The sequence below is a fragment of the Methylophilus methylotrophus DSM 46235 = ATCC 53528 genome (assembly GCF_000378225.1).
GTDB classification, from domain to species: domain Bacteria; phylum Pseudomonadota; class Gammaproteobacteria; order Burkholderiales; family Methylophilaceae; genus Methylophilus; species Methylophilus methylotrophus.
Genome location: NZ_KB905141.1, coordinates 1,289,926 through 1,310,716, shown reverse-complemented (window position 1 = coordinate 1,310,716; position 20,791 = coordinate 1,289,926). Strand labels below are relative to the sequence as shown.

19 protein-coding genes are annotated in these 20,791 nt (G+C 51.4%); 8 read left to right on the top strand and 11 right to left on the bottom strand.

Features of this window, described 5'->3' with window-relative positions:
* From purD to F463_RS0106360, 5 genes are all read right to left on the bottom strand, one after another.
* Positions 1-1,269: a phosphoribosylamine--glycine ligase gene (gene purD, locus F463_RS0106380; RefSeq protein ID WP_018986231.1), complete on the bottom strand. Its 1,269-nt coding sequence runs from the start codon at positions 1,267-1,269 to the stop codon at positions 1-3.
* A gap of 90 nt (positions 1,270-1,359) precedes the next feature.
* A complete protein-coding gene (purH, locus tag F463_RS0106375) occupies positions 1,360-2,979 on the bottom strand; it encodes a bifunctional phosphoribosylaminoimidazolecarboxamide formyltransferase/IMP cyclohydrolase (protein ID WP_033413215.1) in 1,620 nt (539 codons plus the stop codon).
* A gap of 72 nt (positions 2,980-3,051) precedes the next feature.
* Positions 3,052-3,288 carry a helix-turn-helix domain-containing protein gene (locus F463_RS0106370; RefSeq protein WP_018986229.1) on the bottom strand — a complete coding sequence of 79 codons (237 nt, stop codon included), beginning with the start codon at positions 3,286-3,288 and terminating at the stop codon, positions 3,052-3,054.
* Positions 3,288-4,325, bottom strand: a complete 1,038-nt coding sequence (gene dusB / locus F463_RS0106365) for a tRNA dihydrouridine synthase DusB (RefSeq protein WP_026295371.1) — start codon at positions 4,323-4,325, stop codon at positions 3,288-3,290. The genes F463_RS0106370 and dusB overlap by 1 nt, the downstream gene beginning before the upstream one ends.
* Positions 4,326-4,418: 93 nt before the next feature.
* Positions 4,419-5,045 carry a TetR family transcriptional regulator gene (locus F463_RS0106360; protein ID WP_018986227.1) on the bottom strand — a complete coding sequence of 209 codons (627 nt, stop codon included), beginning with the start codon at positions 5,043-5,045 and terminating at the stop codon, positions 4,419-4,421.
* Positions 5,046-5,229: 184 nt separating this feature from the next.
* Here F463_RS0106360 and F463_RS0106355 point away from each other — a divergent pair, with 184 nt between their 5' ends.
* From F463_RS0106355 to lgt, 5 genes are all read left to right on the top strand, one after another.
* Positions 5,230-6,417: an efflux RND transporter periplasmic adaptor subunit gene (locus F463_RS0106355; RefSeq protein WP_026295370.1), complete on the top strand. Its 1,188-nt coding sequence runs from the start codon at positions 5,230-5,232 to the stop codon at positions 6,415-6,417.
* A 79-nt stretch (positions 6,418-6,496) separates the two neighbouring features.
* The gene (locus tag F463_RS0106350; protein WP_018986225.1) at positions 6,497-9,631 is read left to right on the top strand and encodes an efflux RND transporter permease subunit; all 3,135 of its coding nucleotides are present in this window, start codon (positions 6,497-6,499) and stop codon (positions 9,629-9,631) included.
* Entirely contained in the window at positions 9,628-11,091 is a 1,464-nt protein-coding gene (locus F463_RS0106345; protein ID WP_018986224.1) for an efflux transporter outer membrane subunit, read from the top strand. The genes F463_RS0106350 and F463_RS0106345 overlap by 4 nt, the downstream gene beginning before the upstream one ends.
* A 103-nt stretch (positions 11,092-11,194) precedes the next feature.
* Positions 11,195-12,457, top strand: coding sequence for an MFS transporter (locus F463_RS0106340; protein ID WP_018986223.1), 1,263 nt, complete (start codon positions 11,195-11,197; stop codon positions 12,455-12,457).
* A gap of 62 nt (positions 12,458-12,519) precedes the next feature.
* Positions 12,520-13,311, top strand: coding sequence for a prolipoprotein diacylglyceryl transferase (gene lgt / locus F463_RS0106335; protein ID WP_018986222.1), 792 nt, complete (start codon positions 12,520-12,522; stop codon positions 13,309-13,311).
* On the opposite strand, the gene F463_RS15145 is transcribed toward lgt, so the two are convergent.
* From F463_RS15145 to polA, 6 genes are all read right to left on the bottom strand, one after another.
* Positions 13,308-13,577, bottom strand: coding sequence for a YkgJ family cysteine cluster protein (locus tag F463_RS15145; protein ID WP_081620800.1), 270 nt, complete (start codon positions 13,575-13,577; stop codon positions 13,308-13,310). The genes lgt and F463_RS15145 overlap by 4 nt on opposite strands.
* A gap of 30 nt (positions 13,578-13,607) precedes the next feature.
* Positions 13,608-14,168: a hypothetical protein gene (locus F463_RS0106320; protein ID WP_211209181.1), complete on the bottom strand. Its 561-nt coding sequence runs from the start codon at positions 14,166-14,168 to the stop codon at positions 13,608-13,610.
* Between the two features lie 95 nt (positions 14,169-14,263).
* Positions 14,264-15,016: a competence/damage-inducible protein A gene (locus F463_RS0106315; RefSeq protein ID WP_018986219.1), complete on the bottom strand. Its 753-nt coding sequence runs from the start codon at positions 15,014-15,016 to the stop codon at positions 14,264-14,266.
* A gap of 120 nt (positions 15,017-15,136) precedes the next feature.
* Positions 15,137-15,376, bottom strand: a complete 240-nt coding sequence (locus tag F463_RS0106310) for a GlsB/YeaQ/YmgE family stress response membrane protein (RefSeq protein WP_018986218.1) — start codon at positions 15,374-15,376, stop codon at positions 15,137-15,139.
* A gap of 116 nt (positions 15,377-15,492) precedes the next feature.
* Positions 15,493-15,711 (bottom strand): hypothetical protein, encoded by a 219-nt coding sequence (locus F463_RS0106305; protein WP_026295369.1) that lies wholly within the window; start codon positions 15,709-15,711, stop codon positions 15,493-15,495.
* A gap of 60 nt (positions 15,712-15,771) precedes the next feature.
* The gene (polA, locus tag F463_RS0106300; RefSeq protein WP_018986216.1) at positions 15,772-18,552 is read right to left on the bottom strand and encodes a DNA polymerase I; all 2,781 of its coding nucleotides are present in this window, start codon (positions 18,550-18,552) and stop codon (positions 15,772-15,774) included.
* Between the two features lie 95 nt (positions 18,553-18,647).
* Between polA and F463_RS0106295 the strand changes: the two genes are divergently transcribed.
* The 3 genes from F463_RS0106295 to F463_RS0106285 all read left to right on the top strand — a co-directional run bounded on the left by F463_RS0106295 (position 18,648) and on the right by F463_RS0106285 (position 20,786).
* Entirely contained in the window at positions 18,648-19,373 is a 726-nt protein-coding gene (locus F463_RS0106295; protein ID WP_018986215.1) for an LOG family protein, read from the top strand.
* A 100-nt stretch (positions 19,374-19,473) separates the two neighbouring features.
* Positions 19,474-19,818: a DUF2782 domain-containing protein gene (locus tag F463_RS0106290; protein ID WP_018986214.1), complete on the top strand. Its 345-nt coding sequence runs from the start codon at positions 19,474-19,476 to the stop codon at positions 19,816-19,818.
* A gap of 41 nt (positions 19,819-19,859) precedes the next feature.
* A complete protein-coding gene (locus tag F463_RS0106285) occupies positions 19,860-20,786 on the top strand; it encodes a homoserine kinase (RefSeq protein WP_018986213.1) in 927 nt (308 codons plus the stop codon).
* Positions 20,787-20,791 lie beyond the last annotated feature (5 nt).

Genomic DNA, 20,791 nt, shown 5'->3' with positions numbered 1-20,791 from the left:
TTAGTTTTTAATGGCGCGGTAGCCAATGTCTTTACGATACTGAGCGCCATCAAACTGGATTTGTTCCAACACTTTGTAAGCTTGTTGTTGGGCAAATTTGACGGTTTCACCCAATGCCGTCACGCACAACACGCGACCGCCACTGGTGACGATCTTGCCATCTTTTAGAGTGGTGCCAGCGTGGAATACGTGACCGTCTTGCAGGTCTTTTGGCAGGCCAGTGATTTCGTCGCCCAATCTTGGTGTTTCAGGGTAGTTGGCGCTTGCCATTACCACGCCCAAGGCAAACCGCCAGTCCCATTCAGCTTTGGCCTGGTCCAGGGTGCCATTGACGGCGTGCTCGGCCAGTTCTACCAGGTCCGACTTCAAGCGCATCATGATGGGTTGTGTTTCCGGGTCACCCATGCGACAGTTGAATTCCAGGGTTTTGACTTCGCCAGTTGGACTAATCATCAACCCGGCATACAGGAAACCAGTATAAGGAATGCCGTCTTTTGCCATGCCTTCTACCGTTGGTACGATAATTTCACGCATGGCTTTGGCATGGATGTCTGGGGTCACCACGGGCGCAGGTGAATAAGCACCCATGCCACCGGTGTTCGGGCCTTGGTCAGCATCCAGCAAGCGTTTGTGATCCTGGCTGGTGGCCAATGGCAGGATGTTTTTACCATCGACCATGACCATGAAACTGGCTTCTTCGCCGGTTAAAAACTCTTCGATGACCACGCGTGCACCGGCATCACCAAGCTTGTTGTCTGACAACATGGCATCCACGGCGGCATGGGCTTCTTCGAGCGTCATGGCAACCACGACACCCTTACCCGCGGCAAGGCCGTCGGCTTTGATCACGATAGGCGCGCCATTGGCATCAATATAGGCATGCGCTTGAGTGACGTCACTAAAAGTCTGGTATTTGGCAGTGGGGATGCCATGGCGAAACATAAAGGCTTTAGCAAAGTCTTTGGAACTTTCCAGTTGAGCGGCTGCTTTCGTTGGCCCAAAAATTTTCAGGTCAGCCGCGCGGAAAGCGTCGACCACGCCTTGGGACAAAGGGGCTTCCGGGCCGACGATGGTCAGTGCAATTTGTTCATCTTCTGCAAACTTGACCAAGTCTTCCACTTTAGTCAGGGGTACATTGATCATGTCCGGGTTGGTGGCGGTCCCTGCGTTGCCGGGTGCGACATACACACGGCTCACCTCTTTGTTTTGAGCGACCTTCCATGCCAGCGCGTGCTCGCGGCCGCCGCTACCAATGACCAAGATTTTCATTAATCAGCTACCTTAAATGTTGAATGTGATAAAACAATAATTGACCGCAGATAAACGCCGATATTGTCGAGAGTTGATCGGCGGATAAAATTAATGCCTGAAATGACGGATACCCGTCACCACCATGGCTAATCCACGTTCGTCCGCAGCAGCAATGACTTCTTCGTCGCGCATGCTACCACCCGGGTGGATGACGCAGCTTGCACCAGCGTCGGCCAATACGTCTACACCGTCACGGAACGGGAAAAAGGCGTCAGAAGCGACCACAGACCCCTGCAGGCTCAGGCCTGCATTTTGTGCCTTGATCGCGGCAATCTTGGTGCTGTCCACGCGGCTCATTTGTCCAGCCCCTACGCCCAGGGTCATGCCGTTACCGCAGAACACAATGGCATTGGATTTCACATACTTGGCCACATTCCAGGCAAACAGTAAGTCTTGCATTTGCTGCGGACTGGGTTGCAGCTTGGTCACCACTTTGAGGTCGGCCAATTGCATGTCATGGTTGTCGGCAGATTGCAGCAAAATGCCTGAGCCAACACGTTTGGAATCAACCGCATTGCGGCCTTGCTCCCAGGCGCTTGGGTTTGATGGTAAGGCCCCGCCTTGTGGCAAGGCGATTTTCAATACACGCACATTGGCTTTCGCGGTAAAAATGGCCAGGGCTTCCGGTGTAAAGTCAGGCGCAATCAGCACTTCCACAAACTGCTTGGAAACGGCTTCCGCTGCGGCGCCATCCAGCATCGTGTTAAATGCGATAATGCCGCCAAAAGCAGAGGTTGGGTCGGTTTTGAAAGCCTTACTGTAAGCTTCGAGGGCATTCACACCCAATGCCACGCCACATGGGTTTGCATGTTTAACAATTACGCAAGCAGGACCAGTGAAAGATTTTACGGCTTCCCAGGCGGCATCTGCATCTGCAATGTTGTTGTAACTGAGCTCTTTGCCTTGCAGTTGCTGGGCAGTCGCCAGGCTGCCGGGGGCAGGGTAGAGGTCGCGGTAAAACGCCGCTTGCTGATGGCTGTTTTCACCATAGCGCAAGTCTTGTACTTTAACAAAGTTGCTGTTCATCTGGCCTGGGAACTGGCTCAGTACCGGTTTGCCAGCCGACTCCGTTTCTGCAAAATCAATCGCAGACAGGTAATTGCTAATGGCAGCATCGTATTGCGCAATGCGGTTAAACGCAGCCACGGATAATTTGAAGCGTGTCGCTTTAGAAACTGTGCCATTGTTGGCCTTGAGCTCAGTCACAACTTCGGCATACTGGGCTGCGTCGGTTAACACGGTCACGTCGTTCCAGTTTTTTGCCGCGGAACGCACCATGGCTGGGCCGCCGATATCAATATTCTCAATTGCGTCTTCCAGCGTACAGTTGGCTTTGGCCACCGTGGCTTCAAATGGGTAAAGATTTACTGCCAGCAAATCGATGTTTTCGATGCCGTATTGCTGCATGGCGGCGACATGCTCCGGCAAATCGCGGCGCCCTAACAAGCCACCATGTACTTTGGGGTGCAGTGTTTTGACGCGGCCATCCAGCATTTCAGGGAAGCCGGTAAAGTCGCTGACTTCCTTGACAGGAATGTTGTTGTCGCGGAACAGTTTGGCAGTACCGCCAGTAGACAGGAGTTCAACACCTAATTGATGGAGGGATTGTGCCAGTTCGAGCACACCGGTTTTATCGGAAACACTGATAAGCGCGCGTTTAATCGTCATAATGAATGTGAGTGGAGTTGCGTGATAAAAGTAAAAAGGTCTGATGATGAATGTCACCAGACCGGGATTAATCTATTCCAGGCCATAGACGGCCATTTTTTTTCTGAGGGTATTGCGGTTGATTCCGAGCATCTCTGCCGCTTTGCTTTGGTTGCCGCCTACTTTGTTGAGCACATATTCCAGCATGGGTTTTTCCACGCAGCCTAGCACCATATCGTAAATGGCGTGAGGCGGTTGGCCGTCCAAGTGCGTGAAATACTCATCCAGTGACTCGCGTACGGCGAGGCTCAATTTGCCATCGCTTTGCATTATGCCGCCAACTCCTGGTTATTTTCGGTATCGGAGTCTTCGTTGTCAGCGTATACCAGACGCTCGTTCCTGGCACGCAGCTCGGCAAAAAAGTCGTTGATGGCCTCCAATTGCAACTCAATGGTCTGCAGGGTGTTCATGTTGTGGCGGAAGGCTGCAGAGCCCGATAAGCCCTTGGTATACCAGGAGATATGCTTGCGCGCGACGCGCATGCCGGTGAGGTCACCATAAAATGCGTACAAATCATGCAGATGTTCCAGCATGACCTGGTGAATTTCGTCCACTGTCGGTGGCAGCATATGTTCGCCGGTGTTCAGGAAATGCTCGGTTTCACGGAATATCCAGGGGCGGCCTTGTGCGGCACGGCCTATCATCACTGCATCCGCTTTGGTGTAATCAAGCACAAACTTGGCTTTTTCCGGTGTGGTGATATCGCCGTTGGCGATCAATGGAATCTTGATGGCTTGTTTGACCGCCGCGATGGTGTCGTATTCTGCGTCACCATGGTAGAGGTCGTTACGGGTGCGGCCGTGAATGGTGAGTGCCTGCACGCCAATATCTTCCGCCATTCTCGCGATTTGGATGGCGTTTTTATTTTGCCTGTCCCAGCCGGTGCGGATCTTGAGTGTGACCGGGACATCGACCGCATTGACCACCGCCTTGAGAATTTGCGACACCAGTGGTTCATCGCGCAGCAAAGCAGAGCCTGCCATGACATTGCAGATTTTTTTGGCTGGGCAGCCCATATTAATGTCTATGATTTGGGCGCCATTCTCGACGTTGTGTCTGGCGGCTTCGGCCATCATGGCTGGCTCAGCGCCTGCAATTTGGACTGAAATCGGACTGACTTCGCCTTCATGGTTGGCACGGCGTTTGGTTTTTTCACTGCCGTACAACAAGGAGTTGGAGGTAACCATCTCGGACACAGCCAAGCCTGCCCCCATTTTTTTGCATAGCATACGGAATGGTCTGTCCGTGACGCCTGCCATAGGAGCAACGACCAGGTTGTTTTTTAGTTGATGTGGTCCGATTTGCATGGTATGAATCAGTGGCTACTGATAAGTCAGTGAAAAGACTGACTATTTTAACTGCAAAACGCGGATCAGGGAATCCGTAAAATGAATTATTGCTTATTTTTTACGCAGTTTGATGTGGGCATCAATGAGTTGCATGGCGCGGTCGCGGAATAATGTTCCTTCTGTGTCTTTGACCCACATATGCAGCAGGCCTGAGAAAAATAAATGTGTATCCAGTGCCAATTCAGCTGCCGTCAGTTGTGTGCCTACCTGGCCAATTTCCTGTGCTTTTGCATAGGCCTGTTCCATTTTGTGCACGAGTCCGCTACAGTTACTTAAAATTGACTTCAATACATCGGCAAACTCATCGACATATTCGCATTTGGTCATCATGACTTCATAGGTGGCGCGTGTCGTCTGGTCGTCGTCCAGAATCTGGATAGTGCTTTCCAGATGTTTGCGGATGCGGCCCAGTGGATCTGGATTAGCTTCATCACTATTGCCGAGCAGTGTGTCGTCCATGCGGTCAATCAAAGGCAGGTAGACCTCTTCGCGCATGGCATGAAACAATTCGGCCTTGTTCTGAAAGTGCCAGTAAACAGCACCGCGCGTGACGCTGGCATGTGAGGCAATCTGTTCCAGGCTGGTGCGGCTCACGCCTTTTAACAGGAACATTTCGCGTGCAGCATCAATAATGCGCTGGCGGGTAATTGCGGCATCTTCTTTGGTTTTACGTACCATAGTCTCTATCGCTCTTTAAGCATTCATTAAAGTTTCTTGTATGACGGGTATTTTACCAGTTGCGCCGGGTGAAATATTTGGCAACTTTTTTGCAATACCCCATTTACATACATACATGTTTGTATATAATATACATCCAAGAGTGTATGTAATCAAGTCTATTTTAAAAATTTTTGAGGATAACATGTTGATTTCACAGACTATCCAGCCTCGTCGTACCTTGCTCGTGCTTGCTTTGGGTGTTGTACTGAGTGCCTGCGGCAAATCATCCAACGAACAAAATCCTGCAGCAGGTGGTATGCCTGCGATGCCGGTGACCGTGCAGGCAGTCACTGCGGAAACGGTTCCGATTCAAACTGAAGTGGTTGCACAAACTGAGGGGGCCAAGCAGATTGAAGTGCGTCCTCGTGTTGGCGGTATTGTATTAAAACGTCTATATCAGGAAGGTGAGCCGGTTAAAGCGGGGCAGGATATGTTCCTTATTGATCCCGTGCCTTATCAGCTTCAGGTTGAACAGTCCAGAGCCTTCATTGCCCAGCAGAAAGCACGTATTGAGCAAACAGCACGTGAAGCACAACGTTTGAAAGGTTTGCTGGACAGTAAATCTATCAGCCAGCGTGAATATGACAATGCGGTCTCTGATAACTCAGTAGCCGCGGCGATCTTGTTGCAATATCAGGCACAACTGCGTGAAGCAGAGCTGAACTTGTCTTATACGCATGTGAAAGCACCTGAAAGCGGTATCGGTGGCCGTTTTGTCTTGTCGGAAGGGGCGCTGGCCAGTGCCAATACCACCTTACTAAGTACTATTGTGCAAGTGTCCCCGATCTGGGTACGTTTCAGTCTCTCCGAGTCTGAGTTACAAGCATTGGGCGGGCATTTGACTCCAGGAAAGGTGAAGGATGTGCGTCTGATTCTGGCAGACGGTAGTGAGTATCCCTTGTCAGGAAAAATCAATTTTTCTGCTAGCCAGATTGATCCGGCTTTGGGGACACAACAGTTGCGTGCAGAATTTCAGAATCCTGATAGGGCATTGTTACCAGGTCAATTTGTGCGTGTACGTGTGACCACCGGCAAGCGTGATGGCGTATTCCTGATTCCTCAAACGGCTGTACTGACTGGGCAACAAGGCAAGTTTGTGTTTGTGGCAGAAAAAGACAAAGAAGGTAAAACGGTTGCTGCGGTACGTCCTATCGTCGCGGGTGCCTGGTTTAATGACCGGTGGGCTGTGCTGGATGGCCTCAAAGCAGGCGATCAGGTGATTACTGATAACCTGATCAAAGTGCGTCCTGGCGCACCAGTGGCCCCACATGCACCAGATGCAGCGCCTGCCGCCCCTGCGGCTGCAGGCCAGGAAAAAGCCAAAAGTTAACAAAAATTTTTCTGACGCTTACCTCCTTTTATTGACGGCCTGAGACACAGGTGTCCAGGCCGATTTCAGGAAAAACGATATGACCCGATTTTTTATCACACGCCCGATTTTTGCTAGCGTGCTGTCTATCATCATCGTGTTGGCAGGCCTGGCTGCGGCATTCAAGTTGCCGATTGCCCAGTATCCGCAAATTGCGCCACCAACCGTATTGATTACAGCCACCTATCCTGGTGCCAGTGCAGAAACCCTGTCCAAAACCGTCGCGGCGCCCATCGAGGAGCAATTGAGCGGGGTTGAAAACCTGCTGTACTTTAACTCCAGTTCTGACAGTAGCGGTACGTTGACCATTACTGCCACGTTTGATATCGGTACCGATGTTGACCAAGCAACGTTTAACGTCAGTAACCGTGTGAACATTGCCTTGCCCCGCTTGCCTGAGGACGTACGTAGGACTGGTGTCGTGGTGCAAAAACGCTCCAATGACATTTTACTGGTGGTGATGCTTACCTCAAAAAACAAAGATCACAACCGACTGTTTTTGAGTAACTACGCTACCTTGAATATGCTGGATGAATTCAAACGCATTAAAGGGGTGGGTGATGTCACTATTTTTGGTGGACAAGACTATTCCATGCGTGTTTGGTTGCGTCCCGACCGTATGGCGCAGCTGGGGGTTTCAACCAGCGATATTGCCACTGCCATCAGCGCCCAAAACGCGCAATATGCCGCTGGTAAAATCGGCGCTGAGCCTGCAACTCCCAACCAGCAATTAGCTTTTACTGTAACCGCCAAGGGACGCCTGATTGATCCTGAGGAGTTTGGTAACATTATTATCCGTGCACAGGGTCCGAACGGGGTGTTATACCTCAGAGATGTAGCACGTGTTGAGTTGGGCGCGCAAAACTATAACGTGCAGTCTGCCCTGGACGGGCAAGCAGGGGTGGCGATGCCTATCTTCCTGCAAACAGGGGCCAATGCACTGGATACAGCGAATGCTATCAAAGCTAAAGTTGAGGAGTTAAAAGCCAAGTTCCCGCAGGGCATGGAATACAACATTCCGTATGACACGAGTGATTTTGTGAAGGCCACCATCAAAGAAGTATTTCATACTTTTGGTGAGGCGCTTGTACTCGTCGTGATCGTTGTGTTTCTCTTCCTGCAAAGCTGGCGTGCAACCCTGATCCCGATGATTGCGGTGCCGATTTCGATTATCGGTACATTTGCCGGGTTGTACCTGTTCGGGTTCTCAATCAACCTGCTCACGCTGTTCGCCATGATTCTCGCCATTGGTATTGTGGTGGATGATGCGATTGTGGTGCTCGAGAACACCGAGCGCCTGATGAAGGAGGAAAACCTTAACCCGTTACATGCGGCTATTAAATCGATTGCCCAGGTGCAAGCCGCCGTAGTGGCGATTGTGCTGGTGCTGTGCGCGGTATTCGTCCCTGTGGCATTCCAGGGCGGGATTGCAGGGGAGCTGTATCGCCAGTTTGCCGTGACCGTGGCGATTTCTGTGGTGATTTCGGGCGTGGTTGCGTTAACGCTGACGCCAGCCTTGTGCGCCATGATCCTCAAGAATGATCATCATGAAAATGCATTTTTCCGTAAGTTTAACCAGGGGTTTGGCAAGCTGACACGCTTGTATACTGGTACGGTTAACTTGACTTTGCATCATAAGATCATTGGTGCCATTGTGTTTGGCGGCATGCTGATTGTGATGATTTTCCTGTTCCGTACGGTACCGGGCGGGTTTGTTCCACCAGAAGACCAGGGTTATGTGATTAGTATCGTGGTGATGCCAGATGGTGCGACCCTCAAGCGTACTTCGCAAACCACGGAGAATATCCGTGCAGCGGTTGCCAAGGATCCTGCCACTGCGCATGAATTCGCCGTGAATGGGTTTGAATTGCTGACGGGTGCCAATAAAACCAATGCTGCAACCATGTTTGTGCGTATGACAGACTGGGATGCGCGGACCACCAATGCTGACCAGATGGTAGGTAAGCTGATTGGTATCGGTATGAGCCAGCCCGATGGTATGGGCTTTGCCGTGAACCCGCCAGCGATTCGTGGCCTGGGTTCTGCCGGTGGGTTTGAAGTGTATGTCCAAAGTAAGGGCGATACGGACCCGATCAAACTGTCGCAAGTCATGAACAACTTTATGGACGCGATGCGTGCTGATCCCAAACTGACCGGCATCAACAGCTTCTTCCGCCCAACGGTGCCGCAACTCTTTATTGAGGTGGATGAAGCCAAAGCCTTGTCACAGAATGTGAAGATTGCGGACATTTATGCCACCCTGCAAAGTACCATGGGTTCGCTGTACGTCAACGACTTTAACCGCAATGGCCGTACCTACCGGGTACAGCTACAGGCCGAAGCTGAGTACCGCATGAAGCCTGAAGATCTGGGTAAGGTCTACGTGCGTAGCCAGCCAACGGCCGAGAGTCCGGATGGCAATATGGTGCCGATGTCAGCCCTGGCTAAAGTCAGCAATATTGTCGGTGCCGAGCAACTGGAGCGTTACAACGGTCTGCTGTCTGCCAAGATATTTGGTAGCGGTGCGCCGGGTGTGAGCTCTGGTGATGCGATCAAACTGGTAGAAAAAATCGCCAAGGAAAACTTGCCTGATGGCTATCAGGTTGCGTGGACAGGCCAGGCTTATCAGGAGAAACGCACAGGTTCTGCCGCATTGGTTGCGTTTGCTTTCGCTACCGTGATGGTGTTCCTGATTCTGGCCGCACAGTTTGAAACCTGGGCATTGCCACTGGCAGTGATTATGGCGATTCCGTTTGCCATGACCGGTGCCCTGATTGCAGTGCTGACACGCGGTATGAACAATGACATTTACTTCCAGATTGGGTTGATTACCCTGATTGGCCTGGCGGCGAAAAACGCCATCCTGATCGTGGAGTTTGCCTCACAGAAAATGGAAGAGGGCATGCCATTGGCTGAGGCGGCACTGGAGGCTGCGCGCTTGCGCTTCAGACCGATTGTGATGACGTCGATGGCGTTTGTGCTCGGGATTATACCACTCGTGTTTGCGACAGGTGCCGGTGCGGCTGCGCGTCAATCCATGGGGACGGGCGTGTTCGGCGGTATGTTGCTGGCCACCTTTGTCGCTACCATCTTTATCCCATTGTTCTTTACCTGGCTGACCAATGAGAAAAAAGTGCGTCACCACGGGCATATTGTAGAAGAGGAATCGGTATGAAACCGACGATTAAATTGACATTAAAACCGTTACAACAGTCATTGCTGTTAGGGCTTGCTACCCTGTCACTGGCAGGTTGCCAGGTGCTGGGGCCATTCTACTCACGTCCTGAACCACAAGTGCCGACCCAATATACGGATGGCCAGGCGAGCCAGATGACCCAGGAGCAACAACTGGCGCTGCAACAATGGTGGACACTGTTTAATGACAGCCAGCTCAACCAGCTGGTAGAAACTGCGCTGGCAAAAAACAACAATTTGCAGTCAGCGATTGCACGCATTGAAGAAGCCGATGCCTTTGCACGCGAAAGTGGTTCCAACTTGTTGCCCACTGTGACAGCGACAGGTTCAGGCATACGTAACCGGGTGACTGAATCAGGGATTTTCCCGGTGTTTGGCGAAAATCCGCGTAAAACCTATAAAATCGGCTTGAACGGTAGCTACGAGCTCGATTTCTGGGGCAGGTTGCGCCGCGCAAATGAGGCTGCGCGTGCACAACTGCTGTCAAGTCGTTACGCAAAGGAATCGGTGACCTGGTCTCTTTCCAGTCTGGTGACCAACCATTACCTGATGATACGCAGCCTGGATGCCCAACTGCGCGTTAATGAGCAAAACCTCAAAACGGCACAGGATAGTTTTGACTTGGCGAAGCGCAGGGTTGAAGGCGGCATCGCTACTGTTCTTGATGCGCACCAGGCAGAATTGGTGGTGACCACGTTGCAAACACAGGCACTGGAACTGAAAAGACAGCGTGCTTTAAGTGAGCACCAACTTGGCTTACTCACCACTGATCTTGGCTTGAAAATTCCGGCAGGTGACCTGATGGCTATGCCAGCCCCGGTCACACCGCCAACCGGCCTGCCTTCAGCATTGATGGAAGCTCGGCCGGATGTGCGTCAGGCAGAGCAGGCCATGATTGCGGCGAATGCCAACATTGGGGTCGCGCGCGCAGCCTTTTACCCAAGCATTTCACTGACCGGAACCTACGGTGCTGAAAGTATTGCGCTCAACAATTTGCTGAAATCTCCGGCGCGCGTCTGGTCACTGGGGTTGGATATAAACCTGCCAATCTTTAACGGCGGACGCCTCAAAGCCCGTGAAGACCAGGCCACGGCACAACAGAAGCAAACGCTGGCAAGTTACCAAAATACCTTGCAGACGGCCTTTACTGAAGTGAGCGATGCGTTGTCGAATACCAGTCAGTATCGTGAGCAGGAGTTGCTGGCCCAGTCCAAGGAGAAAACGACCGCCAATATTCTGGCCGTCGCCCAGAACCGCTACCAGGCAGGTTACACCAGCTATCTGGAAGTGCTGGATGCACAACGTAATCACAACGAAGCCACCCAGGCGTTGGTACAAAGCCGTCAAAACACCTTGATTGCCACCGTTGATTTATTCAAGGCATTAGGAGGCGGCTGGAAACCCGAAACCGTGAAACAGGAAGAGTATTACAAAAAGTAATTCTTCAGTGCCTGATCAACAAAAACCGGGATTGCCCATCAGGCATTCCCGGTTTTTTGTTTCCTGCTTTGCAAAACCGTCAAGGCCACTTTAAGATGCTGCCATGCATTCTCCTTCCTTATCCCGCATCGCCTTTGCCAGCTTTATCGGCACCGCCATCGAATTTTACGATTTTTATATTTACGCCATGGCTGCAGCGCTAGTGATTGGTCAGGTATTTTTTCCAGCCAGTGATCCTTCTGTCCAGTCTTTAAATGCCTTATTAACGTTTGGCCTGGCCTTTATTGCGCGGCCGGTGGGTGCATTATTATTTGGCCATTTTGGCGATCGCATTGGTCGTAAAGCCACGTTGGCCGCTTCATTACTCGTGATGGGTACATCCACCTTTTTGATTGGTTTGTTACCCGGGTATGCGACTTGGGGTATTTGGGCGCCCATCTGCCTGTGTCTCTTGCGTTTTGGCCAAGGCATAGGGTTGGGCGGTGAATGGGCTGGCGCTGCATTGCTTGCCACCGAATATGCACCGCCAGGCAAGCGTGGCTGGTATGGTATGTTTCCGCAGCTGGGTCCTTCGATTGGTTTTTTACTGGCGACGCTGACATTTCTGGGGCTCAACGTAGGGCTAAGTGAACACCAATTTGAACAATGGGGCTGGCGCGTACCCTTCATCATCAGTGCAGCATTAGTGATGGTAGGTTTATATGTCAGGTTTAAACTGGCCGAAACGCCGGTATTTGCGCAGGCACAGTCCACCCAACGTTTACATCGCTGGCCTTTGAAAACCTTGGTATTTAAGCATGGGCGCGCCATTGTGCTCGGCGCGCTGGCCATGGCGGTGTGTTACCACCTGTTTTATACAGCCACCGTCTTTTGCCTGAGTTATGGTACACAAACCCTGCATATTGCGCGGCCCGTTTTCCTGGCGTTGCTGTGTATTGCCGTGATTGGGATGGCAATCGCCACCCCGTTTGCTGCCGGGTGGTCAGATCGGCTGGGCAGGCGTCCTGTACTGATGTGTGGGCAGTTGCTGGCGATTGTGTTGGGGTTTACCCTGACGCCCATGCTGGGTAGCGGTGACTGGCTATGGATTTTGCTTTTCCTGTTCGCCGCACTATTTTTGATGGGGGTGACCTTTGCACCCATGGGGGCATTCTTACCTGAACAGTTCCCCGTCGCGGTGCGATACAGCGGTGCGGGTTTGAGTTACCAGTTAGGCGGCATTTTAGGCGCTTCATTTGCACCTGCGATTGCGCAAAGCCTGGTGCAACTGGGCGGTCTGCCCTGGGTGGGTGGCTATATGTCATTGATGGCCGTGATCAGCCTGCTGGCAGTATGGCAAATGCCTGGCAATGCGCACAGCCTCTGAGTCATATCCACGTCACTGCGCTGACAGCAGGTATAATGCAGTTTTTTTCACGGTGAGTCGGCATGTTTACCCATCCTGGATTTAACCCCATCGCATTGCAAATCGGCAGTTTTGGTATCCACTGGTATGGCTTGATGTACCTGGTTGGATTTTTTGGTGGCTTGTGGTTGGGGCAATATCAGGTCAAGCGGTTGCGCAAAATAGACCCCGCTTCTCCCTGGCAGGAACGAGATCCCGACGATATGCTGTTTTATATCGCGCTGGGCGTGGTCTTGGGCGGACGGTTGGGGTATGTGCTATTTTATCAACCAGCTTACTTTTTGCAGCATCCGCTGGAGATTTTTGCCCTGTGGCAAGGCGGGATGTCGTTTCATGGTGGGTTTATTGGTGTCATGGTCGCCATGGCGCTGTTCGCGCGCAAGCGTGGCGTGGCGTGGTTGCAGTTAATGGATTTCGTCGCCCCTTTGGTCCCGATCGGACTGGGCGCGGGCCGCCTGGGTAATTTTATCAATGCCGAGCTATGGGGGCGCCCAACCAACGCTGACTGGGGCATGGTATTTCCCGCGGTCGATCACCTGGCGCGCCATCCCTCGCAACTATATGAGTTTGCATTAGAAGGCATTGTGCTGTTTGTGGTGCTGTGGACTTTTGCAGGCAAAAAACGCCCAGTTGGTGCCATCTCTGCCATGTTCCTGCTCTGCTACGGCAGCTTTCGCTTCCTGGTCGAATTCACGCGAGAGCCTGATAGCTTTTTAGGATTGCTGTCATTGGGCCTGAGTATGGGCCAATGGTTGTGCGTGCCCATGATTTTGACCGGCATCTTGATGATGCGCTGGTCGTATCGCAAGCATTAACGGTCGGGCTGGGTTGCTAACTCCAAAGCACTCAGCCATTCGATTGCATACTCGCGGGATTGATTAGCTTGCCCGCACATTTCGAGGCTGGGTTGCAAGCTGCCGCAAAATGTAGGCCGTTCTGGCTTGCCAAACAATTGGCATTTAAAATCTTGTGTTAAATTAACACAAGGTACACCTGCTGGCTTGCCGTTGGGCATGCCCGGGATGGGACTATGAATGCTGGGAGCGATACAGCATGCGCCGCAGCCTGCTTTGCAATTTATCAAGGAAGTGGATTTCACGGCTGCTTTTACCTATCGCTGATAATCCACATGCTGTAAATCAAAGCCTGCCTGACTTTGCAAGCCATGCATAGTCACGGGAATTTCAAGGGGGAGGCTGGCAAACGTTCTCCCCTCAACGCAAAAATAGACGGGAAACCCTCGAGCAAGCATGGGGCTTGATAATCGCGTGATACAGCCTTTTCGATTATCAAAATAACGTTTTTCATATACCCCCGCAGCGATATATTCTTGTTCAAAACGTGCTGCATCATCGCTATTTTTCTGCCAATGGTCCTCTATGGTTGCTGGCATGCCTGTGAGTTGGGTATACACATCACCGGCCCCGTAGATCAGTGAAAAATATCCTAAAAAATATAGCAGTACCGGGCTGCACACTATTAAAAATAGCTGCTTGTAGCGTGAGAGGTCAGCTTTTCGCTGACGCCACATCAAGCAGTAAAAAGCACCTGTCACCATCGCACTTATCAACAGGTTGCAGTAAAAGCCAGCGCTTTGCCAAGCCGCACTGGGAATAAAGTGATGTGCCAGCGCCCAAAGCAAAAGCAGACATTGCACTGTGAGTAATGCCAAAAGAAACAAAACATGCCTGGGAAGCGCTTGGACTGGAACAACGCCTTGTACTGGGTTGGCGTGGGGAGTGCTTGTTGATTTTTTTCTTTTTTTCGTCATGGCGATGGTAGGCTGGCATGCCAAGGGTAACCCAGCGCTGTCACCCCTGCCTTTAAATCAGTCATTCCCAACATCACTCGTGCACTCGCACCTTTTAACCCAACTTCGGTGGTTCTGCGCTGATTGGTTCTGGGTAAACTAAACAGCTTTAATTCCGGGTATTGCCTCAATATTTCGTGCATCAAATCAATCAAGTCACTTTCCCCAGCCTCGGTCACCACGATGGATTGTTCCAGGTAGTCATTGGCGTGAAAAAGCTGGCTGTAATAAGTCTCCAGCACCCATTCAATCATGGGATGAGCCATTTCGGGAAAGCCCGGCACAAAGTAATGTTCTCGCAGACTAAACCCTGCCACGCGGTTGACCGGGTTGGGGATCAGGTCACATCCTTGTGGAAAGTCTGCCATCAGCACCCGTTTAGGGTAAGCCGCTTCACCATAATGGGCTTCAATATTGGCAACCGCACCGACATGTCGTTCAATAGGCACGCCCGCTGCCGCAGCGGCGCATTGCCGCGTATGGTCATCAGGCGTGGCGCCAATGCCGCCAAAACTGAACACCACATCACCACGCGCCATGCTGGCTTTAAGATGCGAGGTGATCTGTTCCGGAATATCCCCAATAAAATGGGCCCAGCTTAAGTGCAGGCCGCGTGCCGAAAGCAATGAAATCACCTTGTTCAAGTGAGCATCCTGCCGTTTGCCAGACAGGATTTCATCACCAATAATATAAATGCCGAATGAGCGCATAGGTCAACAGAGTGAATAAGTTGCGAAATATTACCTCACCAGACGTTCGTCCCCAAACAGGTTTTGAGGACAACAAAAAAGGCGATGACCTAAGTCATCGCCTTTTGTTCTGGATTGCAATCAGGCTGAGCGCAATAAACGTGAAATGAAAATCAGGAAAACAGCGCCTATGGTCGCTACGATAATGCTGCCTACCATGCCGCCGCTTGCACTCAGGCCGAGTGCGCCGAATAACCAGCCGCCAACAACAGCACCTGCAATCCCCAGGATCAGGTCCCAGATGAGGCCATAGCCATCACCCTTCATAATCAAGCCTGCCAACCAACCCGCGATAATGCCAACTACAATTGTCCAAAGCATGTATGTACTCCCTTGTTGTTGTGATGAGCGCCCATCCTAACTATAAGCTGCGTGGTAATCTGTCAGAGAGCGTAGGAAAAACCTGTCAGAAAAGACTGGCAAGTCAGCTTTTTATTCTATTTTTTCAATCCGACCAATACCATGGCAACCCCTGCTGCCAGCACGATGATACTCAGTGCTTGCGGAATCTCGACATCCTTGGTGATGTCGGCACTGGCTTCGAGTGAGCCAATTTTGGCGACAGTCTCTTTGCTTTCATAACTAAAGCCTTTGAATACCAGACCGGCTGCACCGAGTGCAACCAGGATGATGCCTATCATAAGTGTTGATTTCATTGCGGGTTTCTCCTGTTTGTTAATTGGTTTTTTTGAAATAACACCATACCATAGTAAGGATTAATGTGCGCTTTCCCAGTTACTACCAGTGCCGACTTCAGCCAATAAAGGCACATCCAGTGTGGCGACCCCCTGCATCAATGCGGGCAATTTCTCTTTAACCAAGGATAGCTCAGTCTCCGGTACTTCTAGCACCAGCTCATCATGTACCTGCATGATCAGTTTAGTTTGCAGCTTTTCCTCCCGCAACCACCTGTCTACAGCAATCATGGCCAGCTTGATCAAGTCAGCCGCGGTACCTTGCATGGGAGCATTAATGGCGGCACGTTCGGCACCGTTTCTTCTTTGTACGTTAGCGCTGTTGATTTCAGGCACCCACAAGCGTCTGCCGAAATAGGTTTCGACATAGCCTTGCTGTTTGGCCAGCGTGCGCGTGTTTTCCATATAGGCTTTGACACCGGGGTAACGCGCAAAATAGCGCTCAATGTAGTTAGCTGCCGCGCCGCGCTCGATATTGAGGTTTTGCGCCAGGCCAAACGCACTCATGCCGTAGATCAGGCCAAAATTGATGACCTTGGCATAACGGCGTTGCTCGTTGTCGACGGCTGCTTTGTCCACGCCAAAAATTTCGGCGGCGGTGGCACGGTGGATATCTTCGTTATTGGCAAAGGCGGTCAGCATCCCTGCATCTTGTGAGAGATGGGCCATGATGCGCAATTCAATCTGCGAATAGTCCGCCGAAATGATCTGGCTACCCGCGGGCGCCACAAAGGCTTCGCGGATGCGGCGACCTTCGGCCGTGCGCACCGGAATGTTTTGCAGGTTGGGGTCAGAGCTGGCCAGGCGGCCAGTGATGGCAACCGCCTGGTTGTAATTGGTGTGCACCCGCCCGGTTTGCGCATTAATCATTTTTGGCAGTTTGTCGGTGTAGGTGGATTTAAGCTTGGCTAAACTACGGTGCTCCAGAATCACTTTGGGCAGCGGGTAATCCAGTGCCAGCTCCTGCAGTACGTCTTCGTCCGTACTCGGTACGCCGGAAGGCGTTTTTTTCAACGGCTTGATGCCGAGTTTGCCAAACAGGATTTCTTGCAATTGCTTGGGAGAGCCCAGGTTAAACGGTTGCCCGGCCAATTCATATGCCTGTTTTTCAATCTCCATCAACCGCAGGCCAATTTCATTGCTCTGGCGGTTGAGCATATGGCTGTCGATCAGCACGCCGTTACGTTCCATGCGTTGCAATACTTGCATGCTGGGCATTTCCACCTGCTCATAAATAAAGCGCAGTTTGTCTGACACCGTCACTTGCGGATAAAGGGCGTGATGTAATTGCAGGGTGATGTCGGCATCTTCAGCGGCATATTCAGCAGCGACTTCGACGGTGACCTGGCTGAATGGCACTTGTTTTGCCCCTTTGCCGGCCACGGTTTCGTAGCTGATGGGCGCGATGCCAAGATGGCGCTCGCTGAGTTCATCCATGCCGTGCCCTTTGTGACTCTCAAACACATACGATTGCAACAGGGTGTCATGCGCGATGCCTTGCAGTTGAATGCCATGATTGGCCAGCACATGCATATCGTATTTCAGGTTCTGGCCGACTTTTTGAATGTTTGGGTTTTCCAGGATAGGCTTGAGTTTGCCTAGGGTGGCCATCAAGTCCAGTTGTACAGGCGCGTCAAAGTAATCATGGGTGAGCGGGATATACGCCGCTTCACCAGGCGTCACGCTAAACGAGACGCCGACAATTTTGGCCTGCATGGGGTCGAGTGAGGTGGTCTCGGTATCAAAGCAGAGTAGTTCGGCTTGTTGCAGTTTGGCCAGCCAACTGTCCAGGTCTGCGTCAGTCAGTATGGTCTGGTAGTGGCGGCGCGTATCAGGCGTATAGCTCGGCAGGGAGGCGGAGTTGTTTGCATCAGTAGTGATTGCTGCTGCGACAGGCGCAGCTGGATTTTCAACCACAGGCGCAGTGGCGCCATCGGGCAATTTGTCCAGCTCACGTTTCCAGGTGCGGAACTCAAAATGATCAAACAAAGCCAGCAGTTTGACTTTGTCTGGCACTTGCGGAATCAGTTCGTCAAAATGTTCACGAATCCCAATATCACAGCGGATGGTGATCAGCTCACGTGCCGTTGGCAGCCATGGCAAGGCCTTGCGCAGGTTTTCACCCACCACGCCTTTGATATTGTCGGCATTGGCAATAATGTTATCCAATGAGCCATATTCTGTCAGCCATTTCACTGCCGTTTTAGGGCCTACCTTTTCCACCCCAGGCACATTGTCTGAAGTGTCGCCGACGAGGATCAGGTAATCAATAATTTTGCTGGGTGGAATGCCAAACTTGTTTTCAACGCCTGCAATATCGAGTACGTCATCGGTTTTACGGAAGGCATCGCGCATGGTATTGACCACCGTAATATGTTCATTGACCAGCTGTGTAATGTCTTTGTCGCCGGTTGAGATAATGGTCCTGATGCCTTCTTTTTCTGCCTGTTTGGCCAGTGCACCGATGACGTCATCGGCTTCCACGCCTTCTTCTATGATGAGTGGCCAGCCCATGGCGCGTATGGTTTCGTAGAGTGGTTCGATTTGTACGCGCAGGTCATCGGGCATGCTGACACGGTTTGCCTTGTATTCAGGATACAGGTCATCACGGAAGGTTTTACCTTTGGCATCAAACACACAAGCGCTGTAATCCGAAGGATAGTCCTTGTGCAGGCGGCGTAACATGTTTAGCACGCCCTGAATCGCGCCCACAGGTTCATTGGCTGAATTGCGCAAATCAGGCATGGCGTGAAAGGCGCGATAAAGGTAACTGGAGCCATCTACCAGAAGCAGGGTTTTCATTGTGCGTTCTCTTGAATCAAATCAATGGCGTATTTTACGCATTTCAAAGCGACTTCATGTACACTAATTTGGTTTGTAATATGAAGGACTGATGTATGACCAGCCAAAAGCTACCAAGTATGGTGCAGCCGGAGTTACTTGATGGCGATGATGTGAACCATGAATCGTGGCGAGCGTTTGAGATCATGGCCGAGTTTGTCGGCGCAACTGAAAACCTCAAGGCCATTATGCCGGCAGTCTCTATTTTTGGTAGTGCGCGTACCAAGCCGGATCACCCTAATTACCTGCTCACTGAAGAAATTGCGCGTTTGCTGTCAGATTCCGGGTTCAGTGTCCTATCCGGCGGTGGGCCGGGCATTATGGAGGCGGCCAACAAAGGCGCGTTCCCCGGGCGTGGTGCCAGTGTTGGCCTGAATATCAAATTGCCTTTCGAGCAACACGGCAATGCTTACCAGGACATCGGCATTAGCTTTAAATACTTTTTCATGCGCAAGGTCATGTTTGTTAAATATGCCAGTGCTTTTGTTGTCATGCCGGGCGGTTTTGGCACGCTCGATGAGTTAATGGAAGCGATTACCCTGGTGCAGACTGGCAAGAGCCGCAAGATTCCGATCATATTGGTCAGTAAGCAGTATTGGGCTGGGCTGGTGGATTGGCTACAAAATACGCTGGTGGCAGAGGGGATGGCCTCACCGGCAGATATGGACCTGATACAAGTGATTGATGAGCCACAAAAAATTGTGGACGCCATTTTCAAACACTATGAAACCACCGGTTTTGAACTGACGCCAGCCGAACGCAAGATGTTACTTTATCTATAAGTGAAGGCCGACATCGCTTTATTTAAGATTATTGTGTCTGCAATTACCGCCAGCGGGGTGGTTTTTGCTAGAATAGCCTTCACTGACTAAGGAGTCCTTCATGCGTGATTTTTCCCGATTATTGCTGGCCGCTATCTGCGCGACTGCGATAGCGTTGCCAGCGTGGGCAGCTGCCCCAAAAGATGCAGAACTGCTCGAAGAAGTGCCGTCTCCGCCCAAAGTGATTGAAGGACAACCGATAGACCAGCCGACCGTCAACAAACGCAAAGATGGCGAAAATGATATTGAGGAATACAGCCTGAACGGTGAAGTGTATATGGTGAAGGTGACACCACCAAGTGGCAAGCCTTACTACCTGCACCGCGAAGACCGTAATGGTGACTGGGTGAATGATGGCCCCACACGTCCCCTGTCTGTTCCTAAATGGATCCTGTTCCGATTCTAAATCTTAAACGCCTGCCTTGATTTGCAGGCTAGCCTATCAATATGTCTGTTTTTACCACGCTGAGTTTGGATGAAGTGCGCCAGTGGCTGGCGCCTTTTAATGTCGGTGAGTTGCACACATTACGTGGCATTGCTGCCGGGATCACCAATACCAATTATTTCGTCGAAACCAGTCAGGCGCGCTTTGTGCTGACGGTGTTTGAAAAAAATGATTTTGACGAGTTGCCTTATTTCGTGCACTTGATGACTCATCTGTCACGGCATGATATTCCGTGTCCCAAACCAATTGTGGACCAGAACAACACTGCCTTGCATCGCATTCACGGTAAACCCGCCTTGATGGTGAGTTGCCTGCGAGGCAGCGATGTCAGCCAGCCCAATTTAAAGCAGATTGAGGCGGTGGCACGGACATTGGCGCGCCTGCATGTGGCCGGCTTGGATTTTCATGAGCAGTCGCACAATCAACGTGGCCAAGGCTGGCGTGTCATGACTGCGCAACAGGTGATGCCAAAACTGGCACCTGTCCAGCAGCATCTCTTGCAGGAAGAATTAGAGTTCCAGCATGGCCTGGATTTGTCACGTTTGCCACATGGCGTGATTCACGGTGACCTGTTCCGTGACAATGTGCTTTTTGATGGCGATGTGCTCGGCGGCTTTATTGACTTTTATTATGCCTGCCATGATGTCCTCGCCTATGATGTGGCGATTGCGGTCAACGAATGGTGTGTGGATAGCACCGGCAACTTTGTGGATGAGAAACTGGCAGCATTCATGAATGCCTACCAGTCCGAGCGGCCATTTACCGAGGCTGAAAAAACCCATTGGCCTGCCTTGTTGCGCCGGGCTGCCTTGCGCTTCTGGCTCTCGCGCCTGTATGATTTTTATTATCCGGTGGCGGGTGAACTGACACATGCAAAAGACCCGGCGCATTTCGAACGGGTGCTGTTAAATCGTAAAGCTTTGACTTAATATCA

Coding starts and splice junctions, on each gene's coding strand:
- purD (WP_018986231.1), bottom strand. CDS start 1,269: ATGAAAATCTTGGTCATTGGTAGCGGCGGCCGCGAGCACGCGCTGGCA.
- purH (WP_033413215.1), bottom strand. CDS start 2,979: ATGACGATTAAACGCGCGCTTATCAGTGTTTCCGATAAAACCGGTGTG.
- F463_RS0106370 (WP_018986229.1), bottom strand. CDS start 3,288: ATGCAAAGCGATGGCAAATTGAGCCTCGCCGTACGCGAGTCACTGGAT.
- dusB (WP_026295371.1), bottom strand. CDS start 4,325: ATGCAAATCGGACCACATCAACTAAAAAACAACCTGGTCGTTGCTCCT.
- F463_RS0106360 (WP_018986227.1), bottom strand. CDS start 5,045: ATGGTACGTAAAACCAAAGAAGATGCCGCAATTACCCGCCAGCGCATT.
- F463_RS0106355 (WP_026295370.1), top strand. CDS start 5,230: ATGTTGATTTCACAGACTATCCAGCCTCGTCGTACCTTGCTCGTGCTT.
- F463_RS0106350 (WP_018986225.1), top strand. CDS start 6,497: ATGACCCGATTTTTTATCACACGCCCGATTTTTGCTAGCGTGCTGTCT.
- F463_RS0106345 (WP_018986224.1), top strand. CDS start 9,628: ATGAAACCGACGATTAAATTGACATTAAAACCGTTACAACAGTCATTG.
- F463_RS0106340 (WP_018986223.1), top strand. CDS start 11,195: ATGCATTCTCCTTCCTTATCCCGCATCGCCTTTGCCAGCTTTATCGGC.
- lgt (WP_018986222.1), top strand. CDS start 12,520: ATGTTTACCCATCCTGGATTTAACCCCATCGCATTGCAAATCGGCAGT.
- F463_RS0106315 (WP_018986219.1), bottom strand. CDS start 15,016: ATGCGCTCATTCGGCATTTATATTATTGGTGATGAAATCCTGTCTGGC.
- F463_RS0106310 (WP_018986218.1), bottom strand. CDS start 15,376: ATGCTTTGGACAATTGTAGTTGGCATTATCGCGGGTTGGTTGGCAGGC.
- F463_RS0106305 (WP_026295369.1), bottom strand. CDS start 15,711: ATGAAATCAACACTTATGATAGGCATCATCCTGGTTGCACTCGGTGCA.
- polA (WP_018986216.1), bottom strand. CDS start 18,552: ATGAAAACCCTGCTTCTGGTAGATGGCTCCAGTTACCTTTATCGCGCC.
- F463_RS0106295 (WP_018986215.1), top strand. CDS start 18,648: ATGACCAGCCAAAAGCTACCAAGTATGGTGCAGCCGGAGTTACTTGAT.
- F463_RS0106290 (WP_018986214.1), top strand. CDS start 19,474: ATGCGTGATTTTTCCCGATTATTGCTGGCCGCTATCTGCGCGACTGCG.
- F463_RS0106285 (WP_018986213.1), top strand. CDS start 19,860: ATGTCTGTTTTTACCACGCTGAGTTTGGATGAAGTGCGCCAGTGGCTG.